The 24,777-nt window shown below is 69.6% G+C and carries 20 protein-coding genes; 16 read left to right on the plus strand and 4 right to left on the minus strand.

From position 1 onward, the window contains the following. The first annotated feature begins 285 nt into the window (after window positions 1–285). The gene (creC, locus tag ACJ7VY_RS05020; protein ID WP_409476488.1) at window positions 286–1,722 is read left to right on the plus strand and encodes a two-component system sensor histidine kinase CreC; all 1,437 of its coding nucleotides are present in this window, start codon (window positions 286–288) and stop codon (window positions 1,720–1,722) included. Between the two features lie 62 nt (window positions 1,723–1,784). On the opposite strand, the gene ACJ7VY_RS05025 is transcribed toward creC, so the two are convergent. Next, window positions 1,785–4,850, minus strand: coding sequence for an EAL domain-containing protein (locus tag ACJ7VY_RS05025; protein WP_409476489.1), 3,066 nt, complete (start codon window positions 4,848–4,850; stop codon window positions 1,785–1,787). A gap of 214 nt (window positions 4,851–5,064) precedes the next feature. Here ACJ7VY_RS05025 and creD point away from each other — a divergent pair, with 214 nt between their 5' ends. The 6 genes from creD (at window position 5,065) to ACJ7VY_RS05055 (ending at window position 10,406) form a co-directional block, all read left to right on the plus strand. Further along, window positions 5,065–6,393 (plus strand): cell envelope integrity protein CreD, encoded by a 1,329-nt coding sequence (gene creD, locus ACJ7VY_RS05030; RefSeq protein WP_409476490.1) that lies wholly within the window; start codon window positions 5,065–5,067, stop codon window positions 6,391–6,393. A 5-nt stretch (window positions 6,394–6,398) separates the two neighbouring features. Then, window positions 6,399–6,776, plus strand: coding sequence for a hypothetical protein (locus ACJ7VY_RS05035; RefSeq protein ID WP_409476491.1), 378 nt, complete (start codon window positions 6,399–6,401; stop codon window positions 6,774–6,776). Window positions 6,777–6,794: 18 nt separating this feature from the next. Beyond that, the gene (locus ACJ7VY_RS05040; protein ID WP_409476492.1) at window positions 6,795–7,145 is read left to right on the plus strand and encodes a hypothetical protein; all 351 of its coding nucleotides are present in this window, start codon (window positions 6,795–6,797) and stop codon (window positions 7,143–7,145) included. A gap of 41 nt (window positions 7,146–7,186) precedes the next feature. Continuing rightward, a complete protein-coding gene (locus ACJ7VY_RS05045) occupies window positions 7,187–7,792 on the plus strand; it encodes a GNAT family N-acetyltransferase (protein WP_409476493.1) in 606 nt (201 codons plus the stop codon). Continuing rightward, on the plus strand, window positions 7,789–8,670 hold the full coding sequence (locus tag ACJ7VY_RS05050) for a carbon-nitrogen hydrolase family protein (protein WP_409476494.1): 882 nt from the start codon (window positions 7,789–7,791) through the stop codon (window positions 8,668–8,670). Before ACJ7VY_RS05045 ends, ACJ7VY_RS05050 begins: the two co-directional genes overlap by 4 nt. Before the next feature lie 143 nt (window positions 8,671–8,813). Continuing rightward, window positions 8,814–10,406, plus strand: a complete 1,593-nt coding sequence (locus ACJ7VY_RS05055) for a M20/M25/M40 family metallo-hydrolase (protein WP_104940147.1) — start codon at window positions 8,814–8,816, stop codon at window positions 10,404–10,406. A gap of 92 nt (window positions 10,407–10,498) precedes the next feature. Here the strand turns inward: ACJ7VY_RS05055 and ACJ7VY_RS05060 are convergent, their stop codons facing one another. Both ACJ7VY_RS05060 and uvrA read right to left on the minus strand, forming a co-directional pair. Further along, window positions 10,499–10,906, minus strand: coding sequence for an acyl-CoA thioesterase (locus ACJ7VY_RS05060; protein WP_104938356.1), 408 nt, complete (start codon window positions 10,904–10,906; stop codon window positions 10,499–10,501). Beyond that, window positions 10,906–13,863 (minus strand): excinuclease ABC subunit UvrA, encoded by a 2,958-nt coding sequence (gene uvrA, locus ACJ7VY_RS05065; protein WP_409476495.1) that lies wholly within the window; start codon window positions 13,861–13,863, stop codon window positions 10,906–10,908. The genes ACJ7VY_RS05060 and uvrA overlap by 1 nt, the downstream gene beginning before the upstream one ends. A gap of 281 nt (window positions 13,864–14,144) precedes the next feature. On the opposite strand from uvrA, the gene rplU reads away from it, so the two are divergent. From rplU to obgE, 4 genes are all read left to right on the plus strand, one after another. Further along, the gene (gene rplU, locus ACJ7VY_RS05070; protein ID WP_054664165.1) at window positions 14,145–14,453 is read left to right on the plus strand and encodes a 50S ribosomal protein L21; all 309 of its coding nucleotides are present in this window, start codon (window positions 14,145–14,147) and stop codon (window positions 14,451–14,453) included. 17 nt (window positions 14,454–14,470) lie between these two features. After that, on the plus strand, window positions 14,471–14,731 hold the full coding sequence (gene rpmA, locus ACJ7VY_RS05075; RefSeq protein WP_104938357.1) for a 50S ribosomal protein L27: 261 nt from the start codon (window positions 14,471–14,473) through the stop codon (window positions 14,729–14,731). 120 nt (window positions 14,732–14,851) lie between these two features. Next, a complete protein-coding gene (locus ACJ7VY_RS05080) occupies window positions 14,852–15,655 on the plus strand; it encodes a hypothetical protein (protein ID WP_409476496.1) in 804 nt (267 codons plus the stop codon). After that, window positions 15,642–16,697 (plus strand): GTPase ObgE, encoded by a 1,056-nt coding sequence (obgE, locus tag ACJ7VY_RS05085; protein WP_161614127.1) that lies wholly within the window; start codon window positions 15,642–15,644, stop codon window positions 16,695–16,697. Before ACJ7VY_RS05080 ends, obgE begins: the two co-directional genes overlap by 14 nt. A 529-nt stretch (window positions 16,698–17,226) precedes the next feature. On the opposite strand, the gene rpsT is transcribed toward obgE, so the two are convergent. Beyond that, on the minus strand, window positions 17,227–17,496 hold the full coding sequence (gene rpsT / locus ACJ7VY_RS05090) for a 30S ribosomal protein S20 (RefSeq protein ID WP_054664179.1): 270 nt from the start codon (window positions 17,494–17,496) through the stop codon (window positions 17,227–17,229). Between the two features lie 115 nt (window positions 17,497–17,611). Between rpsT and murJ the strand changes: the two genes are divergently transcribed. The 5 genes from murJ to ispH all read left to right on the plus strand — a co-directional run bounded on the left by murJ (window position 17,612) and on the right by ispH (window position 24,770). Then, on the plus strand, window positions 17,612–19,204 hold the full coding sequence (gene murJ, locus ACJ7VY_RS05095; RefSeq protein WP_409476784.1) for a murein biosynthesis integral membrane protein MurJ: 1,593 nt from the start codon (window positions 17,612–17,614) through the stop codon (window positions 19,202–19,204). An 82-nt stretch (window positions 19,205–19,286) separates the two neighbouring features. Next, window positions 19,287–20,327 carry a bifunctional riboflavin kinase/FAD synthetase gene (locus ACJ7VY_RS05100; protein WP_293764475.1) on the plus strand — a complete coding sequence of 347 codons (1,041 nt, stop codon included), beginning with the start codon at window positions 19,287–19,289 and terminating at the stop codon, window positions 20,325–20,327. Between the two features lie 6 nt (window positions 20,328–20,333). Further along, window positions 20,334–23,165 (plus strand): isoleucine--tRNA ligase, encoded by a 2,832-nt coding sequence (gene ileS, locus ACJ7VY_RS05105; protein ID WP_409476497.1) that lies wholly within the window; start codon window positions 20,334–20,336, stop codon window positions 23,163–23,165. Between the two features lie 76 nt (window positions 23,166–23,241). Further along, a complete protein-coding gene (gene lspA / locus ACJ7VY_RS05110) occupies window positions 23,242–23,760 on the plus strand; it encodes a signal peptidase II (protein ID WP_240211598.1) in 519 nt (172 codons plus the stop codon). A gap of 59 nt (window positions 23,761–23,819) precedes the next feature. Continuing rightward, window positions 23,820–24,770: a 4-hydroxy-3-methylbut-2-enyl diphosphate reductase gene (ispH, locus tag ACJ7VY_RS05115; RefSeq protein ID WP_161614130.1), complete on the plus strand. Its 951-nt coding sequence runs from the start codon at window positions 23,820–23,822 to the stop codon at window positions 24,768–24,770. Window positions 24,771–24,777 lie beyond the last annotated feature (7 nt).

Consider the following 24,777-nt stretch of genomic DNA (forward strand, 5'->3'; position numbering starts at 1 on the left):
AATGGCGTCGGCTGCTCTTGCCTTTCAGAATCCCCTTCCGCAGCGACGGAGCCGGCGGGAAAAACCCGAAGGGCGACGTGCATGGATGCACGTCGTTTTTCCACGCGACAGGGATGCCGTGTAGGAAAATCCCGCCGGCGGAGTGGACCCGATGCGCTTGCGCAGCGGGCGCGGAGGCAGGGGCGTGCTTTCTGTTGGTTGCTTCTCTTCGCACGAGCAAAGAGAACCAACTCGCTCGCCGAAGGGGACAAAAAGCCTTTGCTCCAGAAACGAAGGCGGCGATAAATGCGCCTGGGCCTGAAACTCTTCCTCGGTTTCTTCCTGATCGTCGGCATCGCCGCGTTCTTCGTGATGCGGGTGTTCGTCGACGAGGTCAAGCCGGGCGTGCGCCAGGCGATGGAGTCCACCCTGGTCGACTCGGCCAACGTGCTGGCGGTGATGGCCGCGCCGGACCTGAAGGCCGGGCACATCGCCGACGGCCGCTTCGCCGCGCACATGGCGACCGCGCAGCGGCGCGACCCGCGGGCGATGGTGTGGCGGTTCCCCAAGCGCAGCATCGACTACCGGGTCACCGTGACCGATGCCCGCGGCATCGTCGTCTACGACTCGCGCGGGCAGGACGTGGGCCGCGACAACTCGCGCTGGAACGATGTCTACCGCACCCTGCGCGGCCAGTACGGCGCGCGCTCGAGCCCGGGGACCCCGGGCGACGCCGACAGCACCGTCATGCACGTGGCCGCGCCGGTCTACGATCCGGACGATGGCCGCACCCTGATCGGGGTACTGACCCTGGCCCAGCCCAATGACAGCATCGATCCGTTCATCACTGCCAGCCAGCGCGCCATCGTCGCGCGCGGCGCGTGGCTGATCGGCTCGGCGGCGCTGATCGGGCTGTTGATGACCTGGTGGCTGGCGCGCGGCATCGGCAGCCTGAGCCGCTATGCGAAGGCGGTCAGCGCCGGCGAACCGGTGCCGCCGCCGAGGCCGCGCGGCGACGAGATCGGCGACCTCGGCCAGGCGCTGGAGACCATGCGCCGCAAGCTCGAGGGCAAGGCCTATGTCGAGCAGTACGTGCAGTCGCTCACGCACGAGATGAAGAGCCCGCTGGCGGCGATCCGCGGTGCCGCCGAGCTGTTGCAGGAACCGCTGCCCGAGGCCGACCGCCAGCGTTTCGCCGCCAACATCGCGCAGCAGGAGCGGCGCCTGACCGAGACCATCGACCAGCTGCTGCGGCTGGCCGAGGTGGAACAGCACGGCTGGCTGCAGCGGCGCAGCGCGGTGGACCTGTCGGCGCTGTGCCGGCAGCTCGCCGAGGACGCGGCGCCGCGCCTGCAGGCCGCCCGCCTGGCGCTGCACTGCGAACTGCCCGCGCACGCCAGCGTGCAGGGCGATGCGTTCCTGCTGCGGCAGGCGCTGGACAACCTGCTGGACAACGCCATCGCGTTCTCGCCGGAAGGCGGGCGGATCGGGCTGCGGCTGGCGGCCGCGCAGGGCGGCTGGGAGGTGGCGCTGTCCGACCAGGGGCCCGGGGTGCCGGACTACGCGCTGGAACGGGTGTTCGAGCGCTTCTATTCGCTGGCCCGCCCCGGCAGCGGCCAGCGCAGTTCCGGGCTGGGCCTGCCGTTCGTGGCCGAAGTCGCGCGCCTGCACGGCGGCCACGCGTACCTGCGCAACCGCGTGGAGGGCGGTGCGGAGGCGAGCCTGTGGTTGCCAATGACGTAGGTGCCGGGCTTGCCCGGCACGGGGCTGCGCCGGGAAAGCTTCATGCGGGGCAAGCCCCGCAGCTACGCCGGCGGTGATGCGTCATCGCCCAGCGGAGCAGGTTCCGGCGCAGGGCGGTCGGCGAAGACCGGATGGTCGGCGCGCGGCCGGTCCAGGTGGTAGCCCTGCACCATGTCCACGCCCAGCGCGCGCAGCATCTGCAGCGTCGCCTCGTCCTCGACGAACTCGGCCACGGTCAGCTTGCCCATGCCGTGCGCCACTTCGATGATGGCGCGCACGAACACCTGGTTGTCGCGCTCGCTGGGCAGGTCGCGGATGAACATGCCATCGATCTTGAGCACGTCGGCCTGCAGGTTCTTGAGGTAGGCGAACGAGGAAAACCCGGTGCCGAAGTCGTCCAGGCAGATCGGGCAGCCGGTGTCGCGCAGGGCGGCGATGAAGCGCGCCGCGTCGCCCATGTCCGAGACCGCCGAGGTTTCGGTCAGTTCCACCAGCAGCCGCCGCGGCGCGACCTGCCGCTGGCGCAACTGGCCGCCGATCCATGCCGGCAGCTCGGGGTCGTCGAACGAGCGCCCGGAAATATTGACGGCGATGGCCGGCAGGTTCGGGTGGCTGGCCAGCAGTTCGATGCTGCGGCCGATCACCCAGCGGTCGATCTGCAGGATCTTGCCGCTCTTCTCGGCGGGTTCGATGAACTGCGCGGGCATGATGAGCTGGCCGGGGTTGGCCTCGTCCTCCATCCGGATCAGCGCCTCCAGGTGCGCCAGGCGGCCGTCGGCGGCGTGGTGCACGCCCTGGAAATGCAGGCGCAGCAGGTCGTGCTCCAGCGCGCGCGCGATGCGGTCGTTCCATGCCAGGCGGGTGGCCATCTCGCGCGAACTGTCGCGGTCGGGGCGGTAGACGTTCCAGCGGTTCTTGCCGGTGTGCTTGGCCTGGTACATCGCCGCGTCGGCATGGGCGACCAGGTCCTCGGCATTGTCGGCGTGGGTGGGGAAGTGGGCGATGCCCAGGCTGGTGGTCAGGCGCACGGTGTGTTCGTGCAGGCGCAGCGGCGTCTGCGAGATCCGCGCCACGATGCGTTCGGCCAGGTGCTGGGCGTCGTCCAGGCTCGCATGCGGCATCAGTACCGCGAACTCGTCGCCGCCGAGCCGGAACAGGGTCTCGCCGCTGCGCACCAGGGTACGGATCTCGACCGCCATGCGGTTCAGCACCGAATCGCCGGCGCGGTGGCCGAAGGTGTCGTTGATGTACTTGAACTCGTCCAGGTCGAAGAACAGCAGCGCGGCCTGGCTGGGGATGCGTTCGGCGGCGTGGAAGAAGCGCGCCAGCTCGTCCTCGAAGCGGCGCCGGTTGTACAGGCTGGTCAACGGGTCATGCTGGGCCAGCCGTACCAGCTGTTCGGCGGTCTGGCGCTCGTGGGTGATGTCCTCCTGCACCCACAGCCGGCCGAGGAAGTGTTCCTGCGCGTCGCGCACCGGGTAGGCGTCGTGCATGACGATGCGGCCGTCGTGCAGGCGGATTTCCAGCCGCTTGTGCAGTTCGGGCGAGACCTTGGCCTCGTCCATGTGCCGGCGGAACTCCAGCGGGTCGATCATCAGCCGCTGCGACGCTTCCAGCCACTGGTCGGTGGTGTTGCCGACCACGGTGATGCCTTCGGGGAAATCCCACATGGCCAGGAACGCGGCGTTGCAGTAGGTGGCGCGGTTCTCGTGGCTGACGAACAGGATCCCCAGGTTCATCGCGCCGAGCAGCGCCAGCAGGCGCGCGCGCTCCTCCTCCAGCCGGGTCATGAACTGGCGGCGTTCGTCGATCTCGGTCTGCAGCGCCTGGGCGTGCGCGAACTGCAGGGCGCGCTGCTGCACCAGTTCCTCGACCATGTCGTCGAACGCGTCGGCCAGGTGCCCCAGCTCGTCGTTGCCCTGCATCGCGATCGGCCTGGGTTCGCGGCCCTGGCTGAGCTCGTCCACCGCCTGGGTCAGGCGGGTGAGCGGGGCCCCGAACAGCAGGCCGACCCGCCGCCGCAGCAGCCACATCGCCGGCAGCAGGCCGAGGATGCCGAACGCGGACACCGCCAGCAGGCCCCACATCAACACGTGGTCCACCCGTGCCTGCGGCAGCAGGAACACTTGGTACCAGCCGGGGCCGTGGATCCTGGACCATGCGACCCAGTGGCTGCCGTCCGGGGAGCGGCCCACGCCGTGGTCGCCGCGGCCATGGGCGATCATCCCGTGCACCTGGGCCAGCAGCGGGTCGTCGAGCGCGGACAGCTTCAGTTGCCCGTCGGCGGCGGCGATGCGGCGGCTGAACTGCGGGTGCGCGATGAGCGCGCCGTCGGCGGCCATGACCAGCTGCACGCCCGCGCTGTCGTGGTCGGTGGCGTGGTCGATCAGGCTCTGCACAAGCACATCGTGGCCGAGCGTGCCGACCCAGCGCCCCTCCCAGTCCAGCGGCTTGATCACCGACACCATCCAGGTATTGGCCTGCCGGTCCAGGTAGACCGGCGTCCAGAACACCCTGCGCTGCGGGTTGCGTCGCGGGTCCGAGCCCTGCATGGTCGGGTAGCCGGCGTTGGTGGCGCTGGCGTCGGCGTTGCTGCCCCAGTCCATGCCATGCGCATAGACCATCAGCCCGTCCTCGACGAAGTCCATGTAGACCGAGAAGAACGGCGGCACCAGCGCCGGGCCCTGTTCGCGCAGCAGGTCGTAGGCGACCACCGCGCGCAGGCGCGCCGAAGCGTCCAGGCCGTGCGCGGGCTGGTGCAGGTACAGGGTGGGCGCGCGCTCCGGGTCCACCTGCCCGGGCTGCAGCCGCCACAGGCCGTCGGGGCTGCGCGCGAACAGGGTGTCGAAGCGGGCCAGCGCGGCCTGCCGGTCGGCGTGGTCCAGCCGCCACAGCAGTTCCCGCTGCAGCCGCTGCACGCTCTGTTCGGCCTGCAGGAACTGGCCTTCGCTGGCCCGGGCGCGCAGGTCGACGCTGCGCTGCGCGACCATCGGCACCACCCGGTCGGTGATTACCCGCATGGCCAGGTAGCCGAATGCGCAGAGCAGCACGAGGAGGGCGAGGAACAGGCCCCAGATGCTCAGGGACAGCCGGTGGATCAGCGACGTACGCGACCTGGCATGCAGCACGTAGGGTTCCTTCGGGGAATGGCGGCGCAGCCAGAGAGTGCCGGGCGGCGGGACAGCGCGGATTCATACTATGTTGCGGCAGGTGTCCGCAACCGGCCGCTGCCGCCGCTGCGCGGCGCTCACCGCCAGCGGCTTCACCTCCACTTCAAATTCGCCACAAACCGCGCCCATCCGGGGCGGCCACGCTGTGCCCGTTTCCACACGAGGACGGGCCATGACTTCCCTGAAACTGCTGTTGCGCTTCGCCGTGGTCGGCGGGCTGGCGTTGCTGCTGCTGATTCCCCTGCTGCTGATCCGCGGCACCATCGCCGAGCGCGAGCGTTACCGCGACCAGGCCATCGAACGGGTGGCGCAGAGCCGCGCCGGGGCGCAGTCGCTGATCGGCCCGGTGCGGGTACTGCCGTGGACCCAGCAGCGCGAGGTCGAGGTGGTCGAGGCGGGCGTGCTCAAGAGCGAGCTGCGGACCGAGCACGGCTATGACCTGCAGATGCCGCGGCAGTTGCGGATACAGGGCGAGCTGCGCCCGGACGAGCGCCGGGTGGGCCTGTTCCGGGTGCCGGTGTACAGCTGGCACGCGCGGGTGCAGGCCGAGTTCGCCGATGCCGCCTATGCCGCCGTGCCGGGCCGCGTCTACGGCCGGCCCTACCTGGCGCTGGGCATCGCCGACGTGCGCGGCCTGGTGGGTACGCCCAACCTGCGGGTGGACGGGCGCGCGCTGCCGCTGCACGCCGGTTCGCTGGCGCTGGAGGGCGCGTCCAAGGGGCTGCACGCCATGCTGTCGCCGCTGGGCCAGCCGCAACAGGGCACCCTGGCCGAGGGCCGCAGGGTGGAGCTGGAGTTCGTGCTCGACGGCACCCGCTCGCTGTCGGTGGTGCCGGTGGGCGACGACACCCGCGTGTCGCTGGCCTCGACCTGGCCGCATCCGCTGTTCGGCGGCAGCTTCGCGCCCAACGAGCGCCACATCGACGATGCCGGGTTCAAGGCCGACTGGGCGGTGTCCTCGCTGGCCTCGGCCGCGCAGGAACAGCTGCGCCGCGACCTGCGCAGCGATGGCGGCGCGGTCGAGGCGCTGGAGGTGGCGCTGGTGGACCCGGTCGACGTGTACACGCAGGTCGACCGCGCCAGCAAGTACGGCATCCTGTTCGTGCTGCTGACCTTCGTCGGTTTCGCCCTGTTCGAGCTGATCAGGCGGCTGCGGATCCATCCGCTGCAATACCTGCTGGTCGGGCTGGCGCTGGCGATCTTCTTCCTGCTGCTGCTGAGCCTGTCCGAGCACATCGTCTTCTGGCAGGCGTACCTGGTGTCGGCGCTGGCGTGCATCGGCCTGCAGGGTTTCTACCTCAGCGGGGTGTTGCGCAGCTGGCGGCACGGGCTGGGCTTTGCCACCCTGCTGACCCTGCTGTACGGGGTCCTGTACCTGCTGCTGGCGTCGGAGAACAATGCGCTGCTGATGGGCTCGCTGCTGCTGTTCGGGATCCTCGCGGCGATCATGTGGCTGACCCGCAAGGTGGACTGGTACGACCTCGGCGGCGGTCTGCGGTGAACCCGATGCGGTTGAGCACACGGTTGCTCCGGCGGCTGCGGCAAGGGCTGCCGCCGGGGCTGGCGGCAGCGGTGCTGCGGGTGGAGCAGGGCGCTGGCTGGGCCGCTTCGCCGCTGGCGGCACTGGGACTGGGGACGGCCCCGCGCCACGGCTGCCTGTGCCTGCAACTGGACGCAACGCTGGTCGAGCGGATCCGCCAGCGCGGCGCCGCAGGCCTGCCCGCGCTGGACGGCGCAGGCCGCTGGCAGGCGCTGGGTCGTCGTGGCCTGCGCTTCAGGGCGGTGCTGCGGGAACGCCAGGTGGTGGTGTGCGATGCCGTGCACCGGCGGGTGTGGCTGTTGTGGCGCGAACCGGGAGCGGCCCGGTGCGCACGCGGCTACTGAAGCTGGAACGGGGGCGCGATGCGTTTCCATCATGCACTGGCACTGCTCGCGATCGTCGCGCTGCCGCTGCTGGCCGGCGTGGCGGTGGCCATCGAGGCGGGGTACAGGAGGGTTCCGGCCGTCGGCGTGGTGTTGTCGGCGTTGCCCGCGATGGGGCTCGCTTTGATCGTCATCGTGCCGGTGGCATCCCGGTGCTCGGCGTCATGGGATGTCAGCCTGGCGATGCCACGGCTGCTCGCGCCGGAAGAACGCCGGACCCTGTGGCGCACGAGCGTGCTTTGCCCCACGGTCTACCGGTTCAGGCGCGATGGCCGCGGCGGATGCCTTGTCTCCGACGGGGATGGCGGTGCCCTGGTCGGCTGCGGTTGAGGCGCTGCTGCGCGGCAAACGCGCGGCGCTAGAATTCCGCCATGGACGCCTCTCCCTCCATCGCCGCCCTGCGCGGCACCGACCTGCTGCCGGTACTCGACGACGTGGCGCGCCTGCGCATCCGGGTATTCAAGGACTGGCCGTATCTGTACCGGGGCAGCCTGGACTACGAGCGCGACTACCTGGCCGCCTATGCGGCCACGCCGGATGCGGTGTGCGTGGTGGCGCGGGCCGGCGATGAGGTGGTGGGCGCCTCCACCGGCCTGCCGTTGCTCGATGACGGCCCGGCGTTCCGCGCGCCGTTCGAGGCGGCCGGCATCGATCCGGCGCAGGTGTTCTATTTCGGCGAGTCGGTGCTGCTGCCGGCCTGGCGCGGGCGTGGCATCGGCCATGCCTTCTTCGACGCCCGCGAGGCGCATGCGCGCGCGCTCGGGCGCTTCGCGATGACCGCGTTCTGCGCGGTGGACCGTGACCATGACGACCCGCGCCGGCCTGCCGGCCACCGCGACAACGACGGGTTCTGGCGCAGGCGCGGCTATGCGCGGCAGCCGGGCATGACCCTGCACCTGTGCTGGGACGAGGTCGGTCGCGGCGAGCTGTCGCACGCGCTCACTGTCTGGACCCGTGCCTTGGAGCCGGCCGCATGAAGATCGCCGTTGCCCGTTACCGGATCGGCGCTCCGGCCGGTTTCGACGCCTTCGCCGCGCGCCAGCGCCAGGAACTGGAGGCCGCCGCCGCGGCCGGCGCGCGCATCGCGGTGCTGCCCGAATACCTGTCGCTGGAACTGGCGGCCACCTTCGACGCGGGCATCCAGCGCGACCTGGCGGCGTCGCTGGCGGCGATCCAGCGTTACCGGCAACCCTGGCTGCAGCTGTTCGCCGGCCTCGCCCGCGACCTGGACATGCACGTGGTCGCCGGCACGTTCCTGCTCGACACCGGTCATGGCCGCTACCGCAACCGCTGCGACTGGCTGACGCCGCAGGGCACGCACCTGTGGCAGGACAAGCTGCAGCTGACCGGCTTCGAGCAGGCCACCGGGCTGATCGACGGCGGCGACGTACTGAAGGTGTTCGAGATCGACGGCATCCGCGCCGGCGTGGCGGTCTGTTACGACAGCGAGTTCCCGCTGCCGGTGCGCGCGCAGTACGAGGCGGGTGCGCGGCTGCTGGTGGTGCCCAGTTGCACCGACACCGAGGCCGGCGCCACCCGCGTGCGCGTGGGCTGCCTGGCGCGGGCATTGGAGAACCGCATGTTCGTGGCGCAGTCGGTGACCGCGGGCGAGGCCGGCTGGAGTCCGGCGCTGGACGTCAATACCGGCGAAGCGGCGGTGTATGCGCCGATGGACCGCGGCTTCCCCGACGACGGCATGCTGGCGCGCACCGCTGACGGCCAGCCCTGGACGGTCGCGGAACTGGATTTTGCCGCCTTCCAGGCCAGCCGCGCGCAGGCGCAGGTGGCCAACGACCGCGACTGGCCGGGGCAGTGGCGAGCGGCGCTGCAATGCGCCGTGGTGTCGCCGGGCTGAGCCCGCGCCGGCGCTGCGCAGGCCCGCTGCGGCGGCAACGCGCCGCTGCCCATGCGCGACCATGACCATTGGCCGGCTCGGCCGCCGGCGGCGCTGGCTAGACTCGGGCCTTTGTCGTGATCGGCCGCGGGCCGGGGGAAATGATGATCAAGCGGTGCTTGCTGGTACTGGGCATGGGGCTGGCGTTCGCTGGTGGCGCGGGCGCGGCCGAACAGGTCGATCTGGACATGGTGGGCAAGATCCGCCAGGAAGCGTTCCACCGTTCGCAGGTCATGGATACCTTTTCCTATCTCACCGAAAGCATCGGCCCGCGCCTGACCAACTCGCCGGCCATGACCCGGGCCAATGCCTGGACCCGGCAGAAGTTCGGCGAATGGGGGCTGACCAGCGCGCATGACGAGGCCTTCGACGACTTCGGCCGCGGCTGGGAGTTCGAGTCGGCCAGCGTGGAGATGCTGGAGCCACGCCTGACCCAGCTGTATGCGCTGCCCAAGGCCTGGACGCCGGGCACCAACGGCACCGTCGAAGGCGAAGTGGTCAAGGTCGACATCAAGAAGCTGGCCGACCTGGAAAAATACAAGGGCACGCTGCGCGGCAAGATCCTGCTGCTGGGCGACGCGCGCGAGTACAAGCGCGGCACCGAGGCCGACTCGCACCGGCACGACGCCACCTCGCTGGAGGGGCTGCAGGAGTTCACCATTCCCAAATCCGCGGACAAGGACCGCGCCAAGCGGGTCAAGGAGTACGCCGAACGCCAGGAACTGGTGCGTGCGACCAATGCCTTCTTCGCCGCGGAGGGCGCGCTGGCGTCGATCAGCATCAGCGGCTGGGACAACGGCATCATCCGCGTCGGTGGCGGCGGTTCGCGCAAGGCCGGCGAACCGGTGGGCATCCCCGAGCTGGCGATGATCGCCGAGCACTACAACCAGCTGGCGCGCGCGCTGGAGCGCAAGCAGCCGGTGAAGCTGCGGGTCAACGTCGATGCGCGTTTCACCGACGAGACCGACCAGCCGGGCCACAACACCATCGCCGAGATCCGCGGCACCAGCAAGGCCGACGAGATCGTGATGCTGGGTGCGCACATGGACTCCTGGCACACCGGCACCGGCGCGGCCGACAACGCCGCCGGCGTCGCGGTGATGATGGAGGCCATGCGCATCCTCAAGGCGGTGGGCGCCAAGCCCCGGCGCACCATCCGCGTGGCGCTGTGGAGCGGCGAGGAGCAGGGCCTGATTGGCTCGCAGGCCTACGTGGCCAGGCACTTCGCGCATTACCCCGAGCCCACCGACCCGGCGCAGAAGGCGCTGCCGGCCTCGCTGCGCGAGCCGACCGGTCCGCTGCAGAAGCTGCGCGACTACGACAAGTTCTCGGTGTACTTCAACATGGACAACGGCTCGGGCCGCTTCCGTGGCATCTATGCGCAGGAGAACATCGCCGCGATGCCGATTTTCGAGGCCTGGCTGAAGCCGTTCAACGACGTCGGCGCCGCCACCGTGGCCAGCCGCAACACCGGCAGCACCGACCACATCAGCTTCGACCGGGTCGGCCTGCCGGGCTTCCAGTTCATCCAGGACCGGCTGGACTACTTCAGCAACGTCCACCACAGCAACCTGGATACCTGGGACCACGCCGAGCCGGAAGACCTGAAGCAGGCCGCGGCGATCGTCGCCGCGTTCGCCTACAACGCCGCCATGCGCGAAGAGAAGATGCCGCGCAAGCCGCTGCTGGAAGACTGACGCCACGCACCGCTGGCGGAAACGACAAGGGGCCGCATCGCGGCCCCTTCGTGTTCCGGCGGTCCTTCGCTGCCGCCGGCAGCGGCCATGGCTCAGCTCGACGCCGCGCGCACGGCCTCGGGCAGTGGCGCGCTGCGGCCGGTCTGGGTGTCCATCCACACCACCACCACGTTGCCGTCGGAGTACAGCTTGCCCGGGTCCTTCTGGTCGACGATGCGGTGGCCGATGGTCACGCTGCTGTTGCCGAGGCGCTCGACGAACAGCTCGACCACGATGTCGTCGGGCCACACGATCGGCAGCCGGTAGTTGATGTTGGTGTTGGCCACCACCGGGGCGATGCGGTCGTTCATCGACACGCCTTCCACGCCCAGCATCCAGCGCACGCGCGCCTCTTCCAGGTAGGAGACGTACTTGGCGTTGTTGACGTGGCCCATCGAGTCCATGTCGCGCCAGCGCACGCTGATCGGCACGCGGGCCAGCTGCTTGTGTGCGGTGCTCATCACGAAACCTTCTTCTTGCTGGTGGCGGATTTCTTCGCGGCCGCCTTCTTTGCGGGCTTTTCCTTGCGCGGCGGCCGCGCGTCGGGCTTGTTGGCCACGGCCGCGGGCTGCTCCGGGCGCGCGCCGGTGGAGGGCAGCAGCTTGGCCAGGAACTGGCCGGTGTACGACTGCGGGCAGGCCGCGACGTCTTCCGGCGTGCCGGTGACCAGCACGGTGCCGCCGCGGTGGCCGCCCTCGGGGCCGAGGTCGACGATCCAGTCCGCGGTCTTGATCACGTCCAGGTTGTGCTCGATCACCACCACCGTGTTGCCTTCGTCGCGCAGCTTGTGCAGCACCCCCAGCAGTGCCTCGATATCGTGGAAGTGCAGGCCGGTGGTCGGCTCGTCGAGGATGTACAGGGTGCGGCCGGTATCGCGCCGCGACAGTTCCTTGGACAGCTTCACGCGCTGCGCCTCGCCACCGGACAACGTGGTCGCGCTCTGCCCCAGCTTGATGTAGCTCAGGCCCACGTCGACCAGGGTTTCCAGCTTGCGGGCGATGGCCGGCACCGGCTCGAACAGCTTCAGCGCATCCTCGACGGTCATTTCCAGCACGTCGTTGATGTTGTAGCCCTTGTACAGGATCTCCAGCGTCTCGCGGTTGTAGCGCTTGCCGTGGCAGACGTCGCAGGGCACGTACACGTCCGGCAGGAAGTGCATCTCCACCTTGATCAGGCCGTCGCCCTGGCAGGCCTCGCAGCGCCCGCCGCGCACGTTGAAGCTGAAGCGCCCCGGCGAATAGCCGCGCGCGCGCGCTTCCGGCACCTGGGCGTACAGTTCGCGCAGCGGGGTGAACAGGCCGGTGTAGGTGGCCGGGTTCGAGCGCGGGGTGCGGCCGATCGGCGACTGGTCGATGTCCACCACCTTGTCGAACAGGTCCAGGCCCTCGACCTCGCGGTACGGCGCGACCGGGTGCGAGGCGCCGTTGATCTCGTTGGCCGCCAGCGAGAACAGGGTGTCGTTGATCAGGGTGGACTTGCCCGAGCCGGACACGCCGGTGATGCAGGTCAGCAGCCCGGCCGGGATGTCCAGGTCCACGCCCTTGAGGTTGTTGCCGCTGGCCCCGCGCAGGTGCAGCGTCATCTTCGGGTTGGGCCTGTGGCGCCGCGCCGGGATCTCGATCGAGCGCTTGCCCGACAGGTACTGGCCGGTCAGCGAGCGCGGCGCGGCCAGGATGTCCTCCAGCCGGCCTTCGCCGACCACCTCGCCGCCGTGCACGCCGGCGCCGGGACCGATGTCCACCACGTGGTCGGCCAGGCGGATGGCGTCCTCGTCATGCTCGACCACGATCACCGTGTTGCCGAGGTCGCGCAGCCGGGTGAGGGTGCCGAGCAGGCGCTCGTTGTCGCGCTGGTGCAGGCCGATGGACGGCTCGTCGAGCACGTACATCACCCCGACCAGGCCGGCGCCGATCTGCGAGGCCAGGCGGATGCGCTGCGCCTCGCCGCCGGACAGCGTGTCGGCCTTGCGCTCCAGGGTGAGGTAGTCCAGGCCGACATCGACCAGGAAGCCGAGCCGCTCGCTGATCTCCTTGACGATCTTGGCGGCGATCTCGCCGCGCCAGCCCGGCAGGCTGAGTTCGCCGAAGAAGCGCTTGGCCTCGTCGATCGGCAGCACCGCCAGTTCCGGCAGCGGACGGTCGGCGACGAACACGTTGCGCGCGGCCTTGTTCAGGCGCGCGCCGCCGCACTCGGGGCAGGGCCGTTCGCTGATGAACTTGGCCAGTTCCTCGCGCACCGCCGGCGATTCGGTCTCGCGGTAGCGGCGCTCCAGGTTGGGGATGATGCCCTCGAAGCGGTGCTTGCGCTGGCTGCGGCCGCCGTTCTCGGTGAAGTAGGTGAAGGTGATCTGGTCCTCGCCGCTGCCGTACAGCACGGCCTGGCGCACGTCCGCGGGCAGCGACTGCCACGGCGCGTCGACATCGAACCGGTAGTGCTTGGCGAGCGAGGCGATCAGCTGGAAATAGTAGGCGTTGCGGCGGTCCCAGCCGCGCACCGCGCCGGCGGCCAGCGACAGCTCCGGGTGCACCACCACGCGCGCCGGGTCGAAGAACTCGGCCATGCCCAGGCCGTCGCAGCCGGGGCAGGCGCCGACCGGCGAGTTGAACGAGAACAGGCGCGGCTCCAGCTCCGGCAGCGCGTAGTCGCAGACCGGGCAGGAGTACTTGGACGAGAACAGCTGCGGCGGCGCCTGTGCGTCGTCCAGCGACTGCACGGTGGCCATGCCGTCGCCCAGCTTGAGCGCGGTCTCGAAGCTCTCGGCCAGGCGCTGCTTGAGGTCCTCGCGCGGGCGGAAGCGGTCGATCACCGCCTCGATGGTGTGCTTCTGGCGCAGCGCCAGCGGCGGCACCGCGTCGATCTCGTGCAGTTCTCCGTCCACGCGCACGCGCACGAAGCCCTGCGCGCGCAGCTGGTCGAACACCTGTACGTGCTCGCCCTTGCGCTCGCGGATCACCGGTGCCAGCAGCATGTAGCGCTGTTCCGGGTCCAGCGCCAGCACCTGGTCGACCATCTGGCTGACGGTCTGCGCTTCCAGCGGGTAGCCGTGGTCGGGGCAGCGCGGGCTGCCGACGCGGGCGTAGAGCAGGCGCAGGTAGTCGTAGATCTCGGTGATGGTGCCCACGGTCGAGCGCGGGTTGTGGCTGGTGGACTTCTGCTCGATCGAGATCGCCGGCGACAGGCCCTCGATGTGGTCCAGGTCGGGCTTCTCCATCACGCTCAGGAACTGCCGCGCGTAGGCCGACAGCGACTCGACGTAGCGGCGCTGGCCCTCGGCGTAGATGGTGTCGAACGCCAGCGACGACTTGCCCGAGCCGGACAGGCCGGTGATCACGATCAGCTTGTCGCGGGGCAGGTCGAGGTCGATGTTCTTGAGGTTGTGCGTCCGCGCGCCGCGGATGCGGATGAAATCCATCGCCATGGGAGGTCCGTTCTGGGCCGCGCGGCGGAAACCGGGCGCGGTGGGGGCAGGGGATGCAGCTGACGGCAGTCGATCAGCCTAGCGAGCTTGGGATTTGGGGGCAATTGCCGGAATTGCCAGCGCGCACGCCTGCGCCCGGGCCGGGTGCAGGCCGTTGTTCAGGCACGGGTTTTCCGCCCCGGGGGCGACTTGACCCGGGCGGCTTGGTGCCGGTAAAATCCCGCTTCTGTCCGCCCTCGATGGTGGGCAGATCCCAAGAATAACTACAGAAGAGACATCCCATGTATGCAGTCCTGGTAACTGGCGGCAAGCAGTACCGCGTCGCGCAGGGTGAGACCCTCCGCGTTGAGAAGCTCGAAGCCGAAGCCGGCAGCGAGATCAAGTTCGACACCGTCCTGATGCTCGGCGACGCCGACGGCATCAAGATCGGCGATGCCCTGAAGGGCGCTTCGGTGACCGCCAAGGTCGTGGCCCACGGCCGCGCCGACAAGGTGAAGATCATCAAGTTCCGCCGGCGCAAGCACCACATGAAGCGCCAGGGCCATCGCCAGTACTACACCGAAATCGAAATCACCGGCATCGCCGGCTAATCCAAGGAGAATCCGTCATGGCACATAAAAAGGGCGTAGGCTCCTCGCGCAACGGCCGCGACTCCAACCCGAAGTACCTGGGCGTCAAGATCTTCGGCGGCCAGGCCATCGAAGCCGGCAACATCATCGTGCGTCAGCGCGGCACCCAGTTCCACCCGGGCGCCGGCGTCGGCCTGGGCCGTGACCACACGCTGTTCGCGCTGGTCGACGGCAAGGTCGAGTTCACGGTGAAGGGCCCGAAGAAGCGCCGCACCGTCAGCGTCGTCGCGGAAGCCTGATCTTCCGCACGTGCAGGCGCCCGGGCCACGGCGTGGGCGCCGCCGACGAAAGCCCCGCTTCGGCGGGGCTTCTCGTTTGCAGGTGATCCCGCGGGCCGCGCATGGCAGGAGGCAGGGAAGGTGATCCGTTACCGGGCTGTGGCCCTGCTGTGCGGCCTGCTGGCCTGCGCGGGATGCGCGGCCGACATTCCCAGCGACCGTGACACCCTGGCCGTGACCGGGCCGCTGGCATCGCTGCAGGCTGATACCCTGGCCCTTCCGCCGGGTTCGCCGCAGTTGCCGGCGTTGTTGGCCGATCCGCAGGGCTGGCGGCCGGCGCCCGGCGCCGGGGGCGTGGAGCGCAGCAGTGCCCGTGGCGATTTCGATGCCGACGGCTGGCTGCGCACCACGGTATTCAGCTGGGACGGGAGTCGCGGCTGGGAAGTCCACATGGCGTACGGCGAGGACGGGCCCGCGCCGCCGGCCGCGGTGCGGATCTGGCTGCGGGCGCCTCAGGGCAGCGGGCAGCCGGACTGGCCGATGGGCGAGGGCACGGTCCGCTATGCTGGCGCCACGCGCACCCTGCGCTATAAAGGCCAGCGTCCGGGCATCGAAGGTCGCGAGGACTTTGAAAGAACCCTGACCCTTGGCGCGTCCAACCGGGTCGAGCTGGAAGAGTCCACCAGCGTCGCGCCCGATGGCGCCCCCGTGCGCAAGCGCCGCCAGGTCCTGGCGCGCGATGCGCAGGGGCGTCCACTGGACGACGCGGAGCTGCTAGAAGGTGCGCAATACCGCGTCTCCAATCACTATTTCCTGCCCGACGGGCGGGGCAACCCCCGCCGCATCGTGCGCCTGTACCGCGCCGCCGGCGCGGCGCAGGACGCGCCGGTGCTGCGGGCCGAAGTAATTCTGAGAACCTTGCGATACCAAGATGAAACTCGTTGATGAAGCCGAAATCTCTGTAATCGCCGGCAACGGCGGCAATGGCTGCGTCGGTTTCCGCCGCGAGAAGTTCATTCCGCTTGGCGGGCCGGACGGTGGCGACGGCGGCGACGGCGGCAGCGTCTGGCTGCGCGCCGACGAAAACCTGAACACCCTGGTCGACTTCCGCCACGAGCGCATCTTCAAGGCGCAGCGCGGCGAGAACGGCATGGGCCGCCAGGCCTACGGCAAGGGCGGCGAAGACCTGGTCATCACCGTGCCGGTCGGCACCGTGGTCATCAATGTCGACACCGACGAGGTGATCGGCGACATGACCCGCCATGGCGACCGCCTGCTGGTGGCCAAGGGCGGCAAGGGCGGCCTGGGCAACATGCACTTCAAGAGCTCCACCAACCGTGCGCCGCGCCAGGCGCTGCCGGGCGAGGAGGGCGAGCAGCGCCTGCTCAAGCTGGAGCTGAAGCTGCTGGCCGACGTCGGCCTGCTGGGCTTTCCCAATGCCGGCAAGAGCACCCTGATCCGCGCGGTCTCGGCGGCGACGCCGAAGGTGGCCGACTACCCGTTCACCACGCTGTACCCGAACCTGGGCGTGGTCAAGGTGGAGAACTACCGCAGCTTCGTGATCGCCGATATCCCCGGCCTGATCGAGGGTGCGGCCGATGGCGCCGGGCTGGGCGCGCAGTTCCTGCGCCACCTGCAGCGCACCCGGTTGCTGCTGCACCTGGTCGACATCTCGCCGATGGAGGGGGGCGTGGAAGGCGTTTCCCCGGTCGAGCAGGTGCGCGCGATCGAGCGCGAGCTGGGCAAGCACGACCCGGCGCTGCTGGAGAAGCCGCGCTGGCTGGTGCTGAACAAGGCCGACCTGATGTTCGAGGACGAGGCGCGGGCCGCGGCCGAGCAGGTGGTCAAGGAGCTGGGCTGGACCGGTCCGTGGTATCTGGTCTCGGCGCTGGGCCGCGAGGGCACCTGGCCGATCATGAAGGACATCATGGCCTTCTTCGACCAGCAGAAGCTGCTCGAGGCCGAGGCGCGCGAAGCGCAGGGCTGAGAGGCGGCGTTCGCCCCGGAACACGCGAAAAACCCGGCCGCGGTCGGGTTTTTCGTTCCTGTCCGCGCCCGCGGCGCCCGCTCGTGGGGCGCGGTTGCGGCCGCGATGCCCTTTTCCGATGGGCTCCGCCCATGCCGTGACGGCAGCTGCCGGATGCCTCGCGGCGCCGGGCGGCAGAAATCCGCAGGGGGAGGGGCTTCCCAGGTCTTCGGTCGGCGGCCCGGCTGGTGATCGGTGGAGGGGCAGTGCCCGGAAGCCGCCGGGAGCGGCTTTCGACATGCCCTGTCGCCATGGCCCGCAGCGGGTCGGCGATGGAAGGCAGGCACAGGGAAGCTGCCTGGAGCGGTTCCCGGCATTGCCTGTCGATGGTCCGGAGGGTCGTCGTTACCGGATGGCGGGCACAAGGAAACCGCCGGGAGCGGTTTCCGGCATCGCCTGTCGATGGCCCGCTGGATGGCGGACACAAAAAACCCGGCCGGAGCCGGGCTTTTCGCGTCGGGAGCCGGGCGGCTCCCGGTGATCGCGCCGATCAGGCGGCCTTGAGGGCCTTGATGCGGGCGGTCAGGCGGCTCTTGTGACGGGCGGCCTTGTTCTTGTGGATCAGGCCACGGGCGCTGAAACGGTCGAGGATCGGCTGGGCGACAGCAAAGGCAGCCTCGGCGCCGGCGGCGTCATTGGCATCCAGAGCCTTGATCACCTTCTTGACGGCGGTGCGCAGCATCGAACGCTGAGCCGTGTTACGCGCGTTGCGCACAACGGTCTGCTTGGCGCGCTTCTTGGCGGACTTGATATTGGCCACGGTGGTGGTTTCCTGAAAATCGGTATGGTGGGAACAGCAAGCACGCAAGTATGATGGTTGGCCGAATGAACGTCAAGTCAAGTTGTCAAGGGGGCCGTGGGTGAGTTCACCGCGCATGTTGCGGGGGCTGCTGTCGTTCAGCAGCATGACGATGATCTCGCGGGTGCTGGGCCTGGTCCGCGACCAGGCGATTTCCATCACCTTCGGTGCCAATGCCACCACCGACGCGTTCTGGGTGGCGTTCCGCGTGCCCAACTTCCTGCGCCGGCTGTTTGCCGAGGGTTCGTTCGCCACCGCCTTCGTGCCGGTGTTCACCGAAGTGAAGGAGACCCGTCCGCACGCCGACCTGCGCGAACTGATGGCGCGGGTGTCCGGCACCCTGGGCGGGGTGCTGCTGGTGCTGACCGCGCTGGGCCTGATCTTCACCCCGCAGGTCGCCTGGCTGTTCGCCGATGCCGACGCCGCCGACCCGGTCAAGTACGGCCTGCTGGTGGACCTGCTGCGGCTGACCTTCCCGTTCCTGCTGTTCGTGTCGCTGACCGCGCTGGCCGGCGGGGCGTTGAACAGCTTCCAGAAGTTCGCGATGCCGGCGCTGACCCCGGTGATCCTCAACCTGTGCATGATCGCCGGCGCGCTGTGGCTGGCGCCGCGGCTGGAGGTGCCGATCCTGGCCCTGGGCTGGGCGGTGCTGGTGGCCGGCGTGCTGCAGCTGTTGTTCCAGCTGCCGTCGTTGAAGGGCATCAACCTGCTGACCCTGCCGCGTTGGGGCTGGAACCATCCCGACGTGCGCAAGGTGCTGACCCTGATGGTGCCGACCCTGTTCGGCTCGTCGGTGGCGCAGATCAACCTGATGCTGGACACGGTGATCGCGGCCCGGCTCAGCGACGGTTCGCAGTCCTGGCTGTCGCTGGCCGACCGCTTCCTGGAGCTGCCGCTGGGGGTGTTCGGGGTGGCGCTGGGCACGGTGATCCTGCCGGCGCTGGCCCGGCACCACGTCAAGACCGATGGCGAGGGCTTCTCCAACGCGCTGGACTGGGGCCTGCGCATGACCCTGCTGATCGCGGTGCCGTCCATGCTCGGCCTGCTGCTGCTGGCCCAGCCGCTGATCGCCACCCTGTTCCAGTACCGAGAATTCACCGATTTCGATACCCGCATGACCGCGTTGTCGGTCTACGGGCTGAGCTTCGGCCTGCCGGCGTTCGCGCTGCTGAAGGTGGTGCTGCCGGCGTTCTATTCGCGCCAGGACACCAGGACCCCGGTGCGCGCCGGCGTGGCCGCGCTGGTGGCCAACATGGTGTTCAACTTCGTCCTGCTGGCGGTGCTGTACCAGGTGATGGTGCCCGAGGCACTGAAGGCGCAGGGCGTGATGGCGGCGCTGGCGGCGCAACCGGGCCTGCACCTGGCGCTGGGCATCGCCAGCGCATTGTCCAGCTACCTGAACCTGGCACTGCTGTGGTACTGGCTGGGCAGGACCGGGGTTTACCAGCGCCGCCCGGGCTGGGGCGGCTACGTGCTGCGTCTGGTCGTGGCGTGCGCGGCCATGAGCGCGGTGCTGCTGGGGCTGCTGCATTGGCTGCCCGGCTTCGGCGGCATGGACAAGTGGCAGCGCATCGGCAGCCTGGCGCTGCTGGTGGGCGGCGGCGGCCTGACCTACCTGCTGGCGATGCTCGCCATGGGCTTCCGCCCGCGCGACCTGCGCGGGCAGTGAGGCGGCCGTGCCCGCGCCGCCGCTATACTTCCCGGCTACACATGGCAAAGCGCCGGCCCGCCAGGGCCGGATCCGGGTTTGAATGAGCAGGCTGTTTAGAGACGTCGAGGGCGGGGTGTTGTTCCCGCAGGGAAGCGTGGTCTGCATCGGTGCCTTCGATGGCCTGCACAGGGGCCACCGGGTGCTGGTGCGCCACGCGGTCGAGCGCGCGCGCGCGCTCGGCGTGCCGGCGGTGGCGCTGGCCTTCGAGCCGCTGCCGCGCGAGTTCTTCGCCCGCGACACCCCGCCGCCGCGGCTGATGCTGGCCCGCGACAAGGTGGCCACGCTGCGCGGGCTGGGCATCGACAGCGTCGGCCTGCTGCGCTTCGACGCGAAGATGGCGGCCATCACCGCCGAGGATTTCGTGCGCGGCATGCTGGTGCGTCGGCTGGGCGCACGCGAGGTCTGGATCGGCCCGAAGTTCCACTTCGGCCATCGCCGCGGCGGCGACCTGGCGCTGCTGCAGGCCATGGGCGCCGAGCTGGGCTTCGCCGCCGGCGAGATCGCGCCGGTGCACCTGAACGGCGAGCGCATTTCCAGCACCCGCATCCGCGAACTGCTGGTGGCCGGTGAATTCGGGCAGGCCGCCGACCTGCTGGGCCGCCCGTACACGATCGGCGGCCGGGTGGTGCGCGGGCAGCAGCTCGGACGCACCCTGGGCTTCCCGACCGCCAACTTGCGTTTCCCGCGGACGCCCGCACTTTCAGGGATCTACGCTACCTGGGTGCACGGCGTCTTCGAGCAACCGTGGCCGTCGGTGTCGAGCTTCGGCACGCGCCCGACCGTGCAGGGCGTGGAGCCGCTGCTGGAAGCCCACCTGTTCGATTTCCAGGGCGACCTGTACGGCCGCCACATCGAGGTCGAGTTCGTCGCCAAGCTGCGTGACGAAGAGAAGTTCAACGATCTGCCGGCGTTGACCGCGCAGATGCACCGCGATGCCGAACAGGCGCGCACCCTCCTCAACGAACATGCGAGTCCCTCGCAACAGCCCGCACATCCCTGTGCGGACGCCGGAAATGCGAGTCCCCCGCAACAGCCCGCACATCCCTGTGCGGACTCTTCAATAACCGCCGCGCAAGGGTAAGTACCCGTGACCCAAGACTACAAAGCTACCCTCCACCTGCCGGCGACGGAATTCCCGATGCGCGGCGACCTGCCCAAGCGCGAGCCGGGCATCCTGGCGCGTTGGGAAGAGCAGGGCATCTACGCGCAGTTGCGCGAAAACGCCAAGGGCCGGCCGCTGTTCGTGCTGCACGACGGCCCGCCGTACGCCAACGGCCAGATCCACCTCGGCCACGCGGTCAACAAGATCCTCAAGGACATCATCGTCAAGTCGCGCTACCTGGACGGCTACGACGCGCCCTACGTGCCGGGCTGGGATTGCCATGGCCTGCCGATCGAGATCGCGGTCGAGAAGAAGTGGGGCAAGGTCGGTACCAAGCTCGATGCCGGGCAGTTCCGGCAGAAGTGCCGCGAGTACGCCGAGGAGCAGATCAACCTGCAGCGCGCCGACTTCAAGCGCCTGGGCGTGATCGGCGACTGGGACAACCCGTACAAGACGCTGAGCTTCGATTTCGAGGCCAACGAGATCCGCGCGCTGGCCAAGATCGTCGCCAACGGCCACCTGGTGCGCGGCGCCAAGCCGGTGCACTGGTGCTTCGATTGCGGCTCGGCGCTGGCCGAGGCCGAGATCGAATACCAGGACAAGACCTCGCCGGCGATCGACGTGGCCTACACCGCGCGCGATCCGCAGCAGCTCGCCGCCCGTTTCGGCGTCGCGCTGCCGGCCGGGGTGGAGGTGGCGGTGCCGATCTGGACCACCACCCCGTGGACCCTGCCGGCCTCGCTGGCGGTGTCGCTGGGCGCGGACATCGAGTACGCGCTGGTCGAAGGCCCGGCCCACGACGGCCGGCCGCGCTGGCTGGTGCTGGCCGCGGCGCTGGCCGAGCGTTCGCTGGCCCGCTACGGCGTGGCCGAGGTGGTCGTGCACGGCCATGCCAGGGGCGCGGCGCTGGAGAACCAGCTGCTGGCCCACCCGTTCTACGCCGGGCGCGACCTGCCGCTGCTCAACGGCGAACATGTCTCCGATACCGACGGTACCGGTGCGGTGCACACCGCGCCCGGCCACGGCCAGGAGGACTTCGCGGTCAGCCAGCAGTACGGGGTGATGGATGCGTACACCGCCGCCCAGATCAATCCGGTCGATGGCCGTGGCGTCTACCTGCCGTCCACGCCGCCGGCCGGCGACGTCGAACTGGCCGGCGTGCACCTGTGGAAGGCGCAGCCGCTGATCGTCGACGTGCTGCGCGGCAACGGCGCGCTGCTGGCGTTCGCCGAGATCCAGCACAGCTACCCGCACTGCTGGCGCCACAAGACGCCGGTGGTGTTCCGTGCCACCCCGCAGTGGTTCATCTCGATGGACAAGGCCGGGCTGCGCGCCGATGCCATGGCCGCCATCGACAACGTCGGCTGGTTCCCCGGCTGGGGCAAGGCGCGCATCGCCAGCATGGTCGATGGCCGTCCGGACTGGTGCATCAGCCGCCAGCGCACCTGGGGCGTGCCGATCGCGCTGTTCACCCACCGCGAGACCGGGCAGCCGCACCCGCGCACGGTCGAACTGATGCAGCAGGTGGCCGACCGCGTGCAGGACGGCGGCATCGACGTGTGGTACTCGCTGGACCCGGCCGAGCTGCTCGGCGACGAGGCCGCGCAGTACGAGAAGGTCACCGACATCCTCGACGTCTGGTTCGACTCGGGCGTCACCCATGAAGGGGTGCTGCTGGCGCGCGGTTTCGGCAAGCCGGCCGACCTGTACCTGGAAGGCTCGGACCAGCACCGCGGCTGGTTCCAGTCCTCGCTGCTGACCGGCGTGGCCATCGACAAGGCGGCGCCGTACAGGCAGTGCCTGACCCATGGTTTCACCGTGGACGAGCACGGCCGCAAGATGTCCAAGTCGCTGGGCAACGGCATCGAGCCGCAGGAAATCATGCGCACGCTGGGCGCGGACATCCTGCGCCTGTGGATCGCCTCGGCCGACTACAGCAACGAGATGTCGCTGTCGCAGGAGATCCTCAAGCGCAATGCCGACGCCTACCGGCGCCTGCGCAACACCGCGCGCTTCCTGCTAGGCAACCTGGACGGCTTCGATCCGTCGCGGCACCTGCGCCCGCTCGAGGACATGGTGGCGCTGGACCGCTGGATCGTGCACCGCGCGTTCGAGCTGCAGGAGAAGATCAAGGCCGCCTACGCCAGCTACAACATGGCCGAGATCGTGCAGCTGCTGCTGAATTTCTGCAGCGTGGACCTGGGCTCGCTGTACCTGGACGTGACCAAGGACCGCCTGTACACGATGCCGGCCGATTCGCGCGGGCGCCGTTCGGCGCAGAGCGCGATGTACCGCATCGCCGAGGCGTTCGTGCGCTGGGTCGCGCCGATCCTGACCTTCACCGCCGACGAGCTGTGGGGCTACCTGCCGGGCGAGCATGCCGGCAACGTGCTGTTCACCACCTGGTACGACGGCCTGGCGCCGCTGCCGGCCGACGCGCAGCTGTCGGCCGCCGACTTCGAGCAGTTGCTGGCGCTGCGCGAGCAGGTGGCCAAGGTGCTGGAGCCGATGCGCGCCAATGGCGCCATCGGTGCCGCGCTGGAAGCGGAGATCACCGTGGCCGCCAGCCAGGAGCAGGCGGTGCTCTGGCAGCCGCTGGCCGATGAGCTGCGTTTCCTGTTCATCAGCGGCGACGTGAGCGTGCGCCCGGCGACCACCGACGAGGTGTTCGTCAGCGCCCAGCCGACCGAGAAGGCCAAGTGCGTGCGCTGCTGGCACCATCGCGGCGACGTCGGCGCCAACGCCGACCACCCGGAGCTGTGCGGCCGCTGCGTCGGCAACATCGACGGCGCCGGCGAAGACCGCCGCTGGTTCTGACCCGGGCGTTACCCGGGACGGAGGCCGCGCGATGGCGCCGCCTCCGTCCCATGCCACTCCACTACAGGCGCATTACATGCAAGCAAAGGCTGTCAAACCCAACGCATTGATCTGGCTGCTGGTGTCGGCAGCGGTCATCGGCCTGGACCAGTGGAGCAAGGCCTGGGTGCTGGCCAGCCTGCCCGAATTCACGCCGGTGCCGGTGATCGACGGCTTCTGGAACTGGTACCGCACCTACAACACCGGCGCGGCATTCAGCTTCCTCAGCGACGCCGGCGGCTGGCAGCTGTGGTTCTTCACCGCGCTGGCGGTGGCCATCAGCGGCCTGATGGCGTTCTGGCTGTCGCGCACCGCGCGCGGCAACTGGCGCGCGGCGCTGCCGTACGCGCTGGTGATCGGCGGTGCCATCGGCAACGTCATCGACCGCCAGCTCCATGGCCACGTGGTGGACTTCATCCAGTGGTATGTCGGCGACCACTACTGGCCGTCGTTCAACATCGCCGATTCGGCGATCGTGGCCGGCGCCATCGGCATCGCCCTGTCCGGGCTGTTCGACGGGAAGAAGCGCGAACAGGGCGCCGGGAGCGGGCAATGACGCGGCGCGGTTTCGCTCCGGTTCCCCTTGTTTCCCGTTGCCGCCGTTAGAATCGCCGCATGGACGTATTGCTTGCCAACCCCCGCGGCTTCTGCGCCGGCGTCGACCGCGCCATCGAGATCGTCAAGCGCGCGATCGAGACGCTGGGCGCCCCCATCTACGTGCGCCACGAAGTCGTGCACAACCGCTTCGTGGTCGACGACCTGAAGCAGCGCGGCGCGATCTTCGTCGAGGAGCTGCACGAGGTGCCGGACGGCAACACGGTGATCTTCAGCGCCCACGGCGTGTCGCAGGCGGTGCGCGACGAGGCCGACCGGCGCGGGCTCAAGGTGTTCGACGCGACCTGTCCGCTGGTGACCAAGGTGCATTTCGAGGTCGCGCGGCATTGCCGCGCCGGCCGCGACGTGGTGCTGATCGGCCACGAGGGCCATCCCGAGGTCGAGGGCACGATGGGGCAGTGGCGCAATGAAGCCGGGGCCGGTGCGATCTACCTGGTCGAAGACGAGGACGACGTGGCCGCGCTGGTCGTTGGCCAGCCCGAGAACCTTGCCTACACCACCCAGACCACGCTGTCGGTGGACGACACCCGCAGCGTGATCGCCGCGCTGCGGGCCAAGTTCCCCGCCATCCAGGGGCCGAAGAACGACGACATCTGCTACGCCACGCAGAACCGCCAGGACGCGGTGCGCGAACTGGCGCAGCAGTGCGACCTGGTGCTGGTGGTCGGTTCGCCGAACAGTTCCAACTCCAACCGCCTGGCCGAACTGGCCCGCCGCGAGGGCGTGGAGTCGTACCTGATCGACGGCGCGCACGAGATCGACCCGCAGTGGGTGGCCGGCAAGCAGCGCGTCGGCCTGACCGCCGGCGCCTCGGCGCCGCAGGTGCTGGTCGACGGTGTGATCGAACGCCTGCGCGAACTCGGTGCCGGCGGCGTCGCCGAGCTGGCCGGCGAGCCGGAGTCGATGGTGTTCGCGCTGCCCAAGGAACTGCGCCTGCGTCTGGTCGATTGACCACATC

Source organism: Stenotrophomonas sp. Y-13 (genome assembly GCF_046267925.1).
GTDB classification, from domain to species: domain Bacteria; phylum Pseudomonadota; class Gammaproteobacteria; order Xanthomonadales; family Xanthomonadaceae; genus Stenotrophomonas; species Stenotrophomonas acidaminiphila_A.

Excerpts from the sequence above, each read along its gene's own strand:
- creC (WP_409476488.1), top strand. The coding sequence starts at position 286 with ATGCGCCTGGGCCTGAAACTCTTCCTCGGTTTCTTCCTGATCGTCGGC.
- creD (WP_409476490.1), top strand. The coding sequence starts at position 5,065 with ATGACTTCCCTGAAACTGCTGTTGCGCTTCGCCGTGGTCGGCGGGCTG.
- murJ (WP_409476784.1), top strand. The coding sequence starts at position 17,612 with ATGTTGCGGGGGCTGCTGTCGTTCAGCAGCATGACGATGATCTCGCGG.
- lspA (WP_240211598.1), top strand. The coding sequence starts at position 23,242 with ATGCAAGCAAAGGCTGTCAAACCCAACGCATTGATCTGGCTGCTGGTG.
- ACJ7VY_RS05035 (WP_409476491.1), top strand. The coding sequence starts at position 6,399 with ATGCGGTTGAGCACACGGTTGCTCCGGCGGCTGCGGCAAGGGCTGCCG.
- ACJ7VY_RS05050 (WP_409476494.1), top strand. The coding sequence starts at position 7,789 with ATGAAGATCGCCGTTGCCCGTTACCGGATCGGCGCTCCGGCCGGTTTC.
- ispH (WP_161614130.1), top strand. The coding sequence starts at position 23,820 with ATGGACGTATTGCTTGCCAACCCCCGCGGCTTCTGCGCCGGCGTCGAC.
- rplU (WP_054664165.1), top strand. The coding sequence starts at position 14,145 with ATGTATGCAGTCCTGGTAACTGGCGGCAAGCAGTACCGCGTCGCGCAG.
- obgE (WP_161614127.1), top strand. The coding sequence starts at position 15,642 with ATGAAACTCGTTGATGAAGCCGAAATCTCTGTAATCGCCGGCAACGGC.
- ACJ7VY_RS05040 (WP_409476492.1), top strand. The coding sequence starts at position 6,795 with ATGCGTTTCCATCATGCACTGGCACTGCTCGCGATCGTCGCGCTGCCG.
- rpmA (WP_104938357.1), top strand. The coding sequence starts at position 14,471 with ATGGCACATAAAAAGGGCGTAGGCTCCTCGCGCAACGGCCGCGACTCC.
- ACJ7VY_RS05100 (WP_293764475.1), top strand. The coding sequence starts at position 19,287 with ATGAGCAGGCTGTTTAGAGACGTCGAGGGCGGGGTGTTGTTCCCGCAG.
- ACJ7VY_RS05045 (WP_409476493.1), top strand. The coding sequence starts at position 7,187 with ATGGACGCCTCTCCCTCCATCGCCGCCCTGCGCGGCACCGACCTGCTG.
- uvrA (WP_409476495.1), bottom strand. The coding sequence starts at position 13,863 with ATGGCGATGGATTTCATCCGCATCCGCGGCGCGCGGACGCACAACCTC.
- ACJ7VY_RS05055 (WP_104940147.1), top strand. The coding sequence starts at position 8,814 with ATGATCAAGCGGTGCTTGCTGGTACTGGGCATGGGGCTGGCGTTCGCT.
- ACJ7VY_RS05060 (WP_104938356.1), bottom strand. The coding sequence starts at position 10,906 with ATGAGCACCGCACACAAGCAGCTGGCCCGCGTGCCGATCAGCGTGCGC.